The sequence below is a fragment of the Kitasatospora sp. NRRL B-11411 genome, assembly GCF_000721345.1.
Classification (GTDB): Bacteria; Actinomycetota; Actinomycetes; order Streptomycetales; family Streptomycetaceae; genus Kitasatospora; species Kitasatospora cineracea.
This window is the reverse complement of record NZ_JOGH01000043.1, coordinates 36,878-50,231: the sequence shown is the minus strand read 5'-3', so window position 1 is coordinate 50,231 and position 13,354 is coordinate 36,878. Positions and strand designations below refer to the sequence as shown.

The 13,354-nt window shown below is 73.8% G+C and carries 9 protein-coding genes; 7 read left to right on the top strand and 2 right to left on the bottom strand.

Going from position 1 to position 13,354, the window contains the following annotated elements:
• Positions 1-269: 269 nt before the first annotated feature.
• Positions 270-908: a TetR/AcrR family transcriptional regulator gene (locus IH44_RS0120590; RefSeq protein ID WP_030461115.1), complete on the bottom strand. Its 639-nt coding sequence runs from the start codon at positions 906-908 to the stop codon at positions 270-272.
• Between the two features lie 135 nt (positions 909-1,043).
• Between IH44_RS0120590 and IH44_RS0120585 the strand changes: the two genes are divergently transcribed.
• The 7 genes from IH44_RS0120585 (at position 1,044) to IH44_RS0120555 (ending at position 11,769) form a co-directional block, all read left to right on the top strand.
• A complete protein-coding gene (locus IH44_RS0120585; RefSeq protein ID WP_030461114.1) occupies positions 1,044-1,631 on the top strand; it encodes a flavodoxin family protein in 588 nt (195 codons plus the stop codon).
• A gap of 136 nt (positions 1,632-1,767) precedes the next feature.
• Positions 1,768-2,757 carry an aldo/keto reductase gene (locus IH44_RS0120580; protein WP_030461113.1) on the top strand — a complete coding sequence of 330 codons (990 nt, stop codon included), beginning with the start codon at positions 1,768-1,770 and terminating at the stop codon, positions 2,755-2,757.
• 183 nt (positions 2,758-2,940) lie between these two features.
• Positions 2,941-3,327: a trypco2 family protein gene (locus tag IH44_RS42925; protein ID WP_051817113.1), complete on the top strand. Its 387-nt coding sequence runs from the start codon at positions 2,941-2,943 to the stop codon at positions 3,325-3,327.
• Positions 3,328-3,338: 11 nt separating this feature from the next.
• A complete protein-coding gene (locus tag IH44_RS0120570) occupies positions 3,339-7,448 on the top strand; it encodes a hypothetical protein (RefSeq protein WP_030461111.1) in 4,110 nt (1,369 codons plus the stop codon).
• Positions 7,449-7,596: 148 nt separating this feature from the next.
• Complete coding sequence (locus tag IH44_RS0120565) at positions 7,597-7,959, top strand: hypothetical protein (protein WP_030461110.1); 363 nt, start codon at positions 7,597-7,599, stop codon at positions 7,957-7,959.
• A 35-nt stretch (positions 7,960-7,994) separates the two neighbouring features.
• Positions 7,995-8,927 carry a class I SAM-dependent methyltransferase gene (locus IH44_RS0120560; protein ID WP_232795023.1) on the top strand — a complete coding sequence of 311 codons (933 nt, stop codon included), beginning with the start codon at positions 7,995-7,997 and terminating at the stop codon, positions 8,925-8,927.
• 202 nt (positions 8,928-9,129) lie between these two features.
• Positions 9,130-11,769: a hypothetical protein gene (locus IH44_RS0120555; RefSeq protein ID WP_051817112.1), complete on the top strand. Its 2,640-nt coding sequence runs from the start codon at positions 9,130-9,132 to the stop codon at positions 11,767-11,769.
• A 112-nt stretch (positions 11,770-11,881) separates the two neighbouring features.
• Here IH44_RS0120555 and IH44_RS0120550 read toward each other — a convergent pair whose 3' ends face one another.
• Positions 11,882-13,099 carry a cation:proton antiporter gene (locus IH44_RS0120550; RefSeq protein ID WP_030461107.1) on the bottom strand — a complete coding sequence of 406 codons (1,218 nt, stop codon included), beginning with the start codon at positions 13,097-13,099 and terminating at the stop codon, positions 11,882-11,884.
• Positions 13,100-13,354: the final 255 nt, after the last annotated feature.

The following is a 13,354-nucleotide window of genomic DNA, read 5'->3' as shown; positions in this document are numbered from 1 at the left end:
CGGCGTCGAGGGCGAGGGCGCGTGAGGCCAGGTCCGGGGCGGTGGGGGCGGGGGGGTCGGTGGTGACGGAGGCGAGGACGGTGTCGCGCAGGCGGGCGGGACAGGGAGGGGGACGGGGAAGCGAGCGGGACGGGGAGGCGGCGCAGGCCGCACGGGCAGCCTCAGCGACGCCGACTTCTTCGGCTCCGGGAACCCTGAAGATCGCTGAACGGCCGGGAAGCCGGCGAGCGCGAGGTGGTGGCCGTGCTCGTCCGGGTGGGCGGTCCGGGTCAGCCGGCCAGTTGTTCGGCGTCGAGGGCGAGGGCGCGTGAGGCCAGGTCCGGGGCGGTGGGGGCGGGGGGGTCGGTGGTGACGGAGGCGAGGACGGTGTCGCGCAGGCGGGCGGAGACGGTCAGGTCCCGGTGCGGGGGCTCTTCGCCGATCAGGGCCAGGGTGGCCCCGGTCGTCGCCGCGTGGATGACGCGGGTGGCCGGGGCCACCGGGATCCGCAGGCGGCCGGCGTCGGCCGCCCGGTTCAGCAGGGACACCAGCAGGGCGTGCGCCTCGTCCGCGGCCGGGGGGCGCCGTCCGGGCCGCACGGTGCCGTACATGAGCACGTAGAACGCGGGGTGGCGCAGTCCGAAGTCGACGTGCAGGTCCCAGCCGCGGTGGAGGTCGGCCACCGGGTCGTCGTCGGGGGCCAGTGCCAGGGCCTCCCGCTTCTCGGCCAGGTACGTCTCGAACCCGTAGGCGGCCAGCTCGGACAGCAGCCCGTCCTTGTCGTCGAACAGCCGGTACAGCGCCGGGGCGGTGATGCCCGCGGCCGCGGCGACGGCGCGGGTGGAGACCGCCTCGCTGCCGCCCTCCTCCAGGAGTCCGGCGGCCACCTGCAGCACCTGGCGCCGCGCGGCGCGTCGTTCCTCGCTCATGGAACGACGATATCGCATCTTGCGTATCGCCGTCTTAACGGTGTTACTGTTTTGACCGGAGCGGTGATCCGGGCCGATCGCGGCCACCGGCACGCCCATCGAACAGGCCGCCGTCGCGGCAGGAGAGGCACACCCATGTCCGACATCTCGATCGTCATCGCGTCGTACTCCGGCTACGGCCACACCGCGCAGATCGCCACGGCCGTGGCCGACGGCGCACGCTCCCTCGCCGGGACGCAGGTCCACCGGGTGGACGTCGGCTCCCTCGGCGACGCCGACTGGGAGCTGCTGGACGCCGCGGACGCCATCGTCTTCGGCACCCCCACCTACATGGGCACCGCCTCCGGGGCCTTCCACGCCTTCGCCGAGGCCACCAGCAAGCGCTGGAGCGAGCGCGCCTGGAGCGACAAGCTCGCCGCGGGATTCACCAACTCCGGTTCCATGAGCGGAGACAAGCTGCACACCCTGCAGTACCTCTCGCTGCTGGCGGCCCAGCACGGAATGCTCTGGGTGAGCCTGAACCTCCTGCCGGGCTGGAACACCACCACCTCCGACCCCGAGGACGACAACCGCCTCGGCTTCTACCTCGGCGCCGGCGCGCAGAGCTTCAACGACACCCCCGCCGTCCACGACGCGGACCTGCGCACCGCCCGCCACCTCGGCCGGCGCGTCGCCGAGCAGACCCGCATCCACCGGGCCGGCCTGGCCGCCGCAGCCCGCTGACGCCGCGACGCGCCCGCAACCCACTCACTCACTCACTCACCACCACACACCTCCGGTGCCGCCCTGCCGCGCCCCCCTGCCCCGGCGGGCGGCCGGCGGCGGGGCGGCGCCGGTCGTCCTCCCCGAGGAGTTCCTCATGCAGCACCGGACACTGGGAAGCCAAGGCCTGGAGGTCTCGGCGATCGGCTACGGCGCGATGGGCCTGACGATGGCCTACGGGCCCACCGACGAGGGGACCGCCCTCGCCGCCCTGCGCCGCGCCCACGACCTGGGCGTCACCCTCTTCGACACCGCCGAGATGTACGGCGGGGGCACCGGGGCCAACGAGGCCCTGGTCGGCCGGGCGGTCAAGGGCTTCCGCGACGACGTGGTCCTGGCGACCAAGTTCGGCGTCGACATGTCGGTGCCCGCGGAGCGGATGGGCCGGGCCCTCGACAGCAGGCCCGACACCATCCGCCGGGCCGCCGACACCAGCCTGCGCCACCTCGGCGTCGACCACATCGACGTCCTCTACCAGCACCGCGTCGACCCCGCGGTGCCCGTCGAGGAAGTCGCGGGCACCGTCAAGGAGTTGATCGACGCGGGCAAGGTGAGGTACTTCGGCCTCAGCGAGGCCGGACCCGAGACGCTCCGCCGGGCGCACGCCGTGCAGCCGGTCTCCGTCCTGCAGACCGAGTACTCCCTGTTCGAACGGGACGTCGAGCAACTCCTCCCGGTCCTGGACGAGTTGGGCATCGGCCTGGTCGCCTACTCCCCGCTCGGCCGGGGGTTCATCACCGGCACCGCCGCACCCGCCGGCCGGTACCCGGTCGGCGACCTGCGCAACACCGACCCGCGCTGGCAGCCGGGCAACTTCGAGCGCAACGCCGAGTCCGTCTGCCGGCTCGCCGCACTCGCGGCGGCCAAGGGCGCCACCGTCGCCCAACTGGCCCTGGCCTGGCTCCTGTCCCGCGGCGAGCACCTCGTGCCGATCCCCGGCACCCGCGACCCGCGGCGCCTCGAGGAGAACCTCGGAGGCGCCGACCTCGTCCTCACCGGCGCCGACCTGGCGGCCGTCGACGAGATCCTGCCCCGGGGCGGTTACGGCGCCCGCTACACCGAAGGGCACCTGCCGACCTGGATCTGAGCGCGACGGGGGAGCAGCGGCTGCCGCCCCGGCCCCGGAAGCCCCCGGACCCCGCCGAGCCCCCGGACCCCGCCGAGCCCCCGTACCCCGCCGAGCTGCCGGTCCGCAACTGCCGTTGTCGCCTGACACGGGGGCGTGCGGTGCGGGAAGATGACGGACCGGCAGGAAACGAAGGGGAGCACAGTGACCGATCCGTCCGAAACCATGGTGGGGCTGGCCGATGCGATCGAGGCGCTCCGGACGGAGCTGCTGAAGGCCTGGGGCGGCGGCGGGGTGCGCGCGCTGCGGTTCAAGCCGGCGCCGGTCGAGCTCACGGTGCAGGTGGCCGTCACGGACGCGAAGAAGGGGACGGCGGGGGTCAAGTGGTGGGTGGTGCAGGCCGGGGGAGAGCTGTCGCGGCAGTCCGTGGCCACCCAGACCCTCAAGCTGGTGCTCGAACCGGTCGCCTTCACGCCGGACGGGCAGCAGACCGAGTTCTTCGTCTCGGACGCCGACTCGGACTCGGACGCCGACGGCGGTGGCGACGGGCCGCCGGTCGGGCGGGAGCAGGCGCTGGGCGACCGTGAGTAGCGCGCCGGGCCATGCTGGAGACTGACCGGGTCGTCCTGCTCCGCTACGACGTCGACGGCGAGCCCCAGGTGGGGACCGGCCTGCGGGTGGGCGGGGAGACCGTCCTGACGGCGGACCACTGCGCGGGCGGGAGCAACCTGCGCGCCGTCCGGGACGGGCGCGAGTTCCCGGCCCAGGTGGTGGTCCGCACGCACCGCAGCGACGTGGACCTGGCCGTGCTGCGGGCGCCGGGCATCGGGGTCAAGGAGCCGATGGGGTTCGCCCGGGTCTACCGGAGCGTCGCCGGGTCGGTCCGCGACTGCCAGGCGGTCGGCTTCCCGCGCTGGAAGCGGGACGCGCGCAACGGGCGCACCACGGCCCAGCCGTGCGGCTGGGTCCCGACCGCGGAGGGCATCGCGGTGGGCGGGCCGGGCGACGCCCCGGTCGGCCTGCTGTCGTTCAAGATGTCCGGGCCCGAGATCCCGCTGCACCCCACCTCGGTGGGGACCCTCGGCGCGGGCAGCCCGTGGGGCGGCATGTCGGGCGCCGCCGTGGTCGGCTCCGGCCTGGTCATCGGCGTGGTGCGCAGCCACAACCTGTCCGAGGGCACCGGCTCGCTGACCCTGACCCCGGTGGACGCCATCGACCACCTGGCGCCGGACACCAGGGACCGGATGTGGGCGGCCCTGGGCGTCCCGGACCCCGCCGCGCTCCCCGTCCTCCCCGGCCCGGACGGCGGCCCCCCGGTACCCGCCGCCGCGCTCGCCGTGCCCGCCGCCGCGGCGCCCGCCGCCCGCTCCCGGGCCGGCGTGGTGCGGGACCTGACGGTCAAGTGGGTGCAGAGCGGCCCCCCGGTGGCCGTGCTGCAGGGGTTCTCCGGCGTCGGCAAGACCCGGGCCGCGCTGAAGATCAAGGACGCCCACCCCCGGCGCGGCTTCATCGACGTGGAACTCCCGGCGGGCGTCCACACCCTCGAACAGCTCCTGATCCTGGTCGGCGGGGCGTTCGCCGAAGCCGGGAAGGTCGGCGTGCTGCTCGGCACCGACCCGGTGCGGGACCTCGCGGACGGCCTCAGGGACGGGACGGTCCTGCTCCTCGACGACTTCCACCGCTGCTTCGTCGACGGCTCCGGCGCGCCCGCGCCCGAGGTCCAGCACCTGGTCAACGCGGTGGCGCGGCGGATCCACGGCACCGGCGGGCGGATCCTCCTGGTCGCGGACCAGGCCGCGGCCTTCCCGTGGATCACGGACGGCGACATTCACACCCTCCCCGGGATGAGCGAGGGCGAGGGCGTGGACTTCCTCGCCGAGACCCTGCGGCGCACGGGCGTGCCGAACGACCTCCCGCCCGACCGGACCGCCGAGATCGTCGGCTGGCTCGGCGGGAACCCGCGCGCCCTGCAGATCCTCGCGGGCTGCCTGCGGTCCGACAGCCTGGAGGACCTGATCGGACTCTCCCCCAAGGCGTGGGAACTCCAGGACCGCAACGTCTCCGAACCCTTCGCCCAGAGCCTCGAACGGGCCTTCCTGGACCGGTTCATCGGCCGCCTGGACGACACCTCGGCCACCCTCCTGCGCCGCGCCTCGGTGCACCGGACCTCCTTCACCAACGAGGCGCTCAAGGTGTCGCTCTGGGACGCCCCGGGGGAGTTCGACGCGGCGAAGCGGAAACTGACCTCCAGCTTCCTGGTCGAGAAGCGCAACGAGAAGCACTTCTCGATGAACCCGATCGCCAAGGAGATCTCGCTCCGGGCCCTCTCGGCCCACCGCGGCGAACTGGCCCGCGCGCACGCGGCCGTCGGCAAGTTCCACGCCCGCCACTTCAAGGCGAAGCGGATGGGAGCCCAGGGCAGCGACTTCCTGGAGGCCCGCTACCACCTCTTCGTCTCCGGCGAGACGGAGGAACTGGCGGTCGTGGCCAAGGCCTACGCCCTCCACCTGGACCGCGTCTACGGCTACAAGTCGAAGATCGAGGAGGACCCGCGGGAGCGCGACGAGCTCATCGCCCTGCTGAGCGCCGCACTCGACGAGGCGAGCCCCTCCTGGCGGCTCCACCTGCACCTCGCCCTCCTGCTGGAGGCCCGGGCCCTGCCCGACGATCTGCCGGCCGCACTCGAACAGGTCGCCTGCGCGACCGCGTCCCCCAACGCCTCCAAGCGCGCCTGGGCGATGCGGATACGCCTGACCGACCAGCTCCGCGGCACCGACGCCGCCGTCGACGTGGCCGTCGAGGCCGAGGACCGGCTGGCGGCCGACACCTCGAACCCGATCGAGATCCACCTCCTGCACGCCGAACTGCTGGCCCGCGACCCGTCCCGCCTCGACGAGGCCGTGCAACTGCTCAAGGCCGCCATCGCCCGCTCGGCCAAGCCCTCCCCGCTCGCGCCGCTGTACCAGGCCGCCGCCGAACTGCTCGGCCGGGACGAGGCCCGGGTGGGGGAAGCCGTCGAGCTGCTGCGGGAGGGGATCGGGAAGGTCCCGGTCCAGGGCAACCTGTTCTCGCTGTACCAGGCCGCCGCCGAACTGCTGGCGCGGGACGAGAGCCGGGTGGACGAGGCGGTCGAGCTGCTGCGGGAGGGCATCGGGAGGATCCCTGCCCAGGGCAACCTGTTCTCGCTGTACCAGGCCGCCGCGATGCTGCTGGGCCGGAACGGGGGCCGGGTGGAGGAGGCCGTGGTCCTGCTCCGCGAAGGGATCGCGAAGGTCCCCGCCCAGTACAGCCTGTTCTCGCTCTACCAGGCCGCGGCCGGGCTGCTGGCGCGGGACGAGTCCCGGGTGGGCGAGGCCGTCGAGCTGTTGCGGGAGGGGATCGGGAGGATCCCCGCGCAGTACAGCCTGTTCTCGCTGTACCAGGCCGCGGCCGGGCTGCTGGGCCGGGACGAGTCGCGGGTGGGGGAGGCGGTCGAGCTGTTGCGGGAGGGGATCGGGAGGATTCCCGCGCAGTACAGCCTGTTCTCGCTGTACCAGGCCGCCGCCGAGTTGCTGGGCCGGGACGAGTCGCGGGTGGAGGAGGCCGTCGAGCTGCTGCGGGAGGGAATCGGGAAGGTCCCGGTCCAGGGCAACCTCTCCTCGCTGTACCAGGCCGCCGCCGAGTTGCTGGCGCGGGACGAGTCGCGGGTGGGGGAGGCGGTCGAGCTGTTGCGGGAGGGGATCGGGAGGATCCCCGCCCAGTACAGCCTGTTCTCGCTGTACCAGGCCGCGGCCGGCCTGCTGGGCCGGGACGAGGGCCGGGTGGACGAGGCGGTCGAACTGCTCCGCGAAGGCATCACCAGGGTTCCGGTGCAGGGCAACCTGTTCTCGCTGTACCAGGTGGCGGCGGAGCTGCTGGGCCGGGACGAGTCGCGGGTGGACGAGGCGGTCGAACTGCTCCGCGAGGGCATCGAGAAGGTTCCGGCCCAGTACAGCCTGTTCTCGCTGTACCAGGCCGCCGCCGAACTGCTGGGCCGCGACCGGGAACGGGTGGAGGAGGCCGTCGAGCTGCTCCGCGAGGGCATCGGGAAGATCCCCGCGCAGTTCAGCCTGTTCTCGCTCTACCAGACCTGGGCGATCATCCTCGCGGCCTGCGGGGAGGAGCCGGCGGCCGTGGAGGTGCTGCTCGACGGGGTGTCCCACATCGGCTACCGGCAGGGCGCCTACCGGCTCGCCGAGGGTGCCGCGTTCGTGTCCGCCGGGATCGACGACGACTCGTCCGTGGAGCGGCTGCGGCAGACGCTGGCCGAGGGCGGGTACGACCGGCAGGTGCTGCTCATCGACCTGATCTCCGCGGAGAAGCAGGGCGACTGGGCGGAGGCGCTGCGGATCGCGCGGTCGGGGCAGGAACTGTACGGGACGACCGCCCCGTTCCTGAGCCAGGAGGTCATCTCGCTGGTGGCGCTGGGGCGGACCGCGGACGCGGTGTCCCGGGTCCGGGCGATGGGCCACACCCGGTCCGAGGACTCCGTCCGGTGGCTCCGCGGGTTCGTCCACGCCTGCGGCGGGGACGTCGAGGCGTGCCGCGCGGACATGCAGCCCTGGGCCGCCGGATCGGACCTCGACCTGGCCGCGGACCCGGTGGCCTTCTGCGTCGGCGTCTGGGACGACAGCCGGGTGACGTTCGGCAGCAGCCTGCGGTTCCACTTCCCCTTCCTGCCCCACGTGACCTGACCGCCCCATCCGACGCGTCTGACCCACCTGTCCCACCTGCCCCGGCTGCCCCACCTGACCTGCCTGTCCCACCTGACGCGGCTGCCCCGCGTGACCCGTTGACCGAACGCTCCGCCGCGCCCGCCCGTCGGAGCACTAGGCTCGGGGCATGTCGAATTCTGACGGGCTGCTCGTGGACATCGCCTCGATGGTGGAGTCCGAGCACAGCAACCAGATGTCCGTGACAGTGGTCGTCCCCGGTGCGGTGATCACCGGCAGGCTCGCCCCGGTGGCCCTGTGGTGGGAACGGGTGGCGGACGTCCTGCAATCCTCCGACCACCTGAAACCGTTCGCCGCCCTGTTCGCCCCGCCGCCCGGCGGCGCCCCGACCCCGCCCACCCACCTCCACCTGCACCGGGCGCGCATCCTGCAGGGCGACTTCGGCCTGCCGCACACCGGGGGTATGTACCGGATCGCCATCGAGGACATCAGCGCCTGGTCCGTCGGCGACCTCAGCTACTCCGACGGCTGACCGGCCCCCGGCGGGGCGGGTGTTGAATGGGGCCCATGGATTCCATGGGCCCCACCGCGGAGAACGCGCGCACGGCGAGCCGGACGGCGGTGCTGGTCTGCCAGGGCCGGGCCGCCGCGGACGGCCGGGCCGGCTGCGGGCGGTACGCCGACCCGGTGGCCGGACGGCTGCTGCGGGCCGACGAACGGGCCGTGGTCGACCGGGTGCGGGCGGGGACGCCCCCGCCGGGCTGGAAGGAACGCACCGGGTACGAGAGCGTCCGGGCCTGCGCCGAGATCGCGGTGCCCCGGACGGTGGCGATCGACGAGGCGCTGCGGGCCCACGCGAACGGCCAACTCGTCGTCCTCGGCGCCGGGTTGGACACCCGCGCCTGGCGGCTCGCCGCCCTCGCCGACACCGACGTGTGGGAGGTCGACCACCCCGCCTCGCAGCGGGACAAGCAGGACCGGCTGGCCGCCGCCGACCTCCGGCCGGTGGCCCGCTCGGTCCGCTTCACCCCGGTCGACTTCGCCGTCGACGCCCTCGGCCCGGCCCTGGACGCCGCCGGGCACGACCCCGCCGCCCCCACCACCTGGCTGTGGGAGGGCGTCGTCCCCTACCTCACCCGCGAACAGGTCCGCTCCACCCTGACCGCCCTCGCCGCCCGCACCGCGCCCGGCAGCGCACTCGTCCTCAACTACCAGGCCCCGTCGGCGAAAGCGGCCGCCGGACGGCTGCTCACCAGGCTGCTCGGCAACTCCGTCACCGCGGGCGAGCCCTGGCGCTCGCTGTGGCGGCCGGAGCGGATCGCCGCCCTGCTTGCCGAGCACGGCCTGCGGACCGTCGCCGACCACGACCTGCTCACCCTCGCCCAGGACCTCGGCACCCCGACCGGCAGCCGCGCCTCGCTCCGCTCCGGCCGGGTCGCCGTCGCCGTCACGGAAACCGGCGCGGACGCGGGCGCGGGCGCGGGCGTCGAGCGCCCCTGAGCCGGCGGGCGGGGCGTTCCCATTTTTACCAACTCTCTTCACTGATTTGCTTTTTGGGCGTTCTTTACGCGCGTCCCCTTCTCCCCGGCGGGGGTCGGCCGCGAAGCTGTCGGACTGATCCACCGCGGCGCGCGATCGGCGCGCCCGGATTCCCGGGGAGGGACACCGCACCGTGCCCAACAGGCATCGACGTCAGCTGTTCATGTGCACCGTCGCACTGACCGCGCTCGGACTGACCACCAGTCAGGCCGTCGCCGCCCCCGCACCCGAGCCCCGCCCCCGGCAGGCGGGCCACCTGGCCGAGATCGGCCACCAGCACGCCCGGAAGGTCACCGCCGGCACGTTCGCGGCGAAGGACGCCGGCGAGGACGGGGGCGACGAGGCCGAGAACTCCGCCGAGTCCACCGAGCAGTTCACCGAGGCCCGCACCGCGCCCGGCGTGGTCGCACCCGGCGCGTACGGCGCCGCCTGGGCCCAGCTGCAGTCGATGCCGCGCACCGCGGGCTCCTGGGACCACGTCACCGACAAGCCGTACAACAGCGACGACCCGCGCTACCGCGACGTCAACTCCAACTCCAGCGGCGGCTCCGGCAACGTCACCGGCCGGATCACCGGCATCGCCGCCGACGACGACGGCTACGTGTACGCGGGCGGCGCCAACGGCGGCGTCTTCCGCTCCCGCACCGGCGGCGGCCACTGGCAGTCGATCTCCGACAAGCTGCCCTCGCTGTCCACCGGCGCGCTCGGCCTCGACGGCGGCGGGCGGCTCTGGTATGCCACCGGCGAGTCCAACACCGGCGCGACCGCGTACGTCGGCACCGGCGTGTACCTGCTCGCCGACCCGAAGCACGGCGAGTTCACCCCCGGCACGCGGGTCGGCGGCGCCGAGCTGGAGTCCACCACGATCCACGCCCTGCGCTTCGCCGGGGACAAGGTGTGGGCGGCCACCAGCCGCGGCGTGTGGTCCCACTCCACCACCGACCTGTCCGGCCCGTGGACCCTGGAGTTCGCGCCGAACCCGAGCTACCTGCCCGGCGGCGCCGACGCGAAGGACCCCGGCGCCCCGTACAAGAACATCGCCAACGACATCGCCGTCGACCCGAAGGACCCGTCCAAGGTCCTGCTCGCGGTCGGCTGGCGCAGCGGTGACACCTACAACGGCTTCTACGCCAAGGCCGCGGACGGCAGCTGGCAGCGCGTCGCCTCGCTCGGCGACCTGCCCACCGGCGCCGGGGACGTCGGGAACGTCACCTTCGCCCGCTCCACGGACGGCTCGCGCTACTACGCGGTCGACCAGTCGCCCACCAAGCTGGCCACCGACCCGGACAGCGGCCTGCAGGGCGTCTACGTCTCCAAGTCCGGCTCCCCGTTCGGTCCGTGGACGCTGATCGCCGACAAGGACAAGCTCAAGGGCTCCGGCTCGGCCCTCCAGGACGACGGCTACCAGCCCGGCATCCAGTCCTGGTACAACCAGTTCCTCCAGGTCGACCCGAACAACGCCGACCACGTCTACCTGGGCCTGGAAGAGGTCTTCGAGACCGGCGACGGCGGCGCCGCCTGGCACACCCCCGGCCCGTACTGGAACTTCGGCTTCCCCTGCTGGTCGATCGACCCGGCCAAGCAGACCGGCGACTGCTCGCCCACCACGCACTCCGACCAGCACGCCGTCGCCGTCGGCAGCTACCACGGCCGGAGCAGCGTCTACGTCGGCAACGACGGCGGCATCTACAGCCGCCCGGTCGACGGCACGCTGGACTCCGGCGGCCACGCCGCGGACTGGAAGTCCCTCAACGACGGCACCATCGACACCCTGCAGTACTACTCGGTCGGCGTCGGCGCCGACCCCGCCGGGCACGGCGTGGTCGTCAGCGGCGGCCTCCAGGACAACGGCGAGTCCGTCCTGCGCGCCCGCGACAAGGTGATGGGCTCCGACTTCGGCGGCGACGGCGCGGACACCATCGTCGACCCGGCCAACGGCTGCAACATCGCCGAGGAGTACGTCTACCTCGACATGTGGGTGACCAACAACTGCGCCGTCAACGACGGCTCCTGGTCCACCGACCCGGCCAAGGCCACCTCCTACGAGGTCGCCCCGCCCGACAAGGCGGCCGCCGCCGCCCGCTTCATCGCGCCGATCACCTCCGACGCGAAGAACCCCGCCACCTGGGTCGCCGGCGGCCGGCACGTCTGGGTGCAGAACAAGGGCTTCGCGATCCGCAGCGGCAGCGAGTGGACCAGCGCCTTCGACCTGGGCGCCGGCCACGTCGCCACCGCCGTCGCCTCCTCCGGCGGCACCGTCTACGCCGGCTGGTGCGGCCCCTGCAACAACCAGGGCTTCACCCGCGGCATCGCCACCGGCAACGCCGACGGCACCGGCTGGCACCAGCTGAACCTGCCCGTCGACGGCACCCTGCCCAACCGGTACGTCTCCTCCTTCGCCGTCGACCCGGCCGACGCCCAGCACGTCCTGGTCTCCTTCTCCGGCTTCTCCCGGACCTGGACCGAGGGCCCCGGCGCGGGCATCGGCCACGTCTTCGAGAGCCGTGACGGCGGCGCCACCTGGACGGACGTCTCCGCCAACCTGCCCGACGTCCCCGCCGACACGCTGCGCCTGCTGCCGGACGGCGGCCTCGCCCTGGGCACCGACCTGGCGGCGTTCCACCGCGCTCCGGGCGCCGCGGACTGGAAGGTCCTCGGCACCGGCCTGCCCACCACCACGGTGATGCAGCTGAAGACCGGCCCGGACGGCAAGCTCTACGCCGCCACCCACGGCCGCGGCATCTGGTCCTTCGACCCGCGCCGCCTCGGCGGTGTCCACCACCGGGACGGGCAGGACGACTGATCCCCCGTCACCGACCGGTGCCCGGCCTGATCGATCGACCAGGCCGGGCACCGGCGTTCCCGCCACCCGCGCGGGCCGGGCACCGGCGTTCCGGCGGTGAGGCGGCGGGGCGTCAGACGTGGACGCCCGGCTCCTCGGCGAGGGGCTGCGGCTCGGCCGGGGCGGCGGCGTCGTCGCGGCGGCGGGTGAGGCGGGCGGCGATCGGCTCGGTCCAGCGGGCCGCGAGCGGGCCGATGACGACCAGCAGCAGCACGTACGCGGTGGCGAGCGGGCCCAGCGACGGCTCGATGCCCGCGGTGACGGCCAGTCCGGCGATGACGATGGAGAACTCGCCGCGGGCGACCAGCGCGCCGCCCGCCCGCCAGCGGGCCTTGACGGCGATGCCGGCCCGGCGGGCCGCCCAGTAGCCGGTGGCGATCTTGGTGAGGGCGGTGACCACGGCCAGCGCCAGGGCGGGCAGCAGCACCGGCGGGATGCTGGCGGGGTTGGTGTTGAGGCCGAAGAAGACGAAGAAGACGGCCGCGAACAGGTCGCGCAGCGGGCTGAGCAGGGTGTGCGCGCCCTCGGCGGCCTCACCGGACAGCGCGATGCCGACCAGGAACGCGCCGACGGCCGCCGAGACCTGGAGCTTCTGGGCGATGCCCGCCACCAGCAGGGTCAGGCCGAGCACCACCAGCAGCAGCTTCTCCGGGTCGTCGTGCGACACGAACCGGGAGATCAGCCGCCCGTAGCGGAGCGCGACGAACAGCACCGCACCGGCGGTGGCCAGCGCGACGGCCAGGGTGACGCTGCCGACCAGCAGCCCGGCCCCGGCCAGCAGGGCGGTCAGGATCGGCAGGTAGACGGCCATCGCCAGGTCCTCCAGCACCAGGATGCTGAGGATCACCGGGGTCTCCCGGTTGCCGAGCCGCCCCAGGTCGCCGAGCACCTTGGCGATGACGCCCGAGGAGGAGATCCAGGTGACGCCGGCCAGCACGACGGCGGCGACCGGCCCCCAGCCGAGCAGCAGGGCCATCGCGGCCCCGGGCAGCGCGTTGAACGCGAAGTCGACCAGGCCGGCCGGGTACTGGCTCTTCAGGTTGGTGACCAGGTCGGCCGCGGTGTACTCGAGGCCGAGCATCAGCAGCAGCAGGATCACCCCGATCTCGGCGCCGGTGGCGACGAACTCCTCGCTGGCACTGAGCGGCAGCAGCCCGCCCTGTCCGAACGCGAGGCCGCCGAGCAGGTAGAGCGGGATGGGGGAGAGGCCGTAGCGGGAGCCTATCCGGCCGAGCAGCCCCAGGGTGAGGATGATCGCGCCGAGCTCGATGAAGATCGTGGCGGTGTGCAAGCGTTCACCTTTTTTCTTTCGGGATGCTCCGGCCTGGCGGGCTGGGAGGAGTGGGTGCCTGGTTGGTGGCCGCGGGGCGGCGGGCCGGTTTTCGGCGGTTCCGGCCCGGGTCGTCGTCGGCGGCGGCTCTCGGCAGGTTCGGTGCGTGCATCTCCGGTACTCGTTCCGTTCGGGTCCGACGGCCGGTCAGCGGGCTGCGCCGGCGCGGACGTTCGGGCGTGCGTGGGTGGATCCGCCGATCCGGTCGTCGCGGCT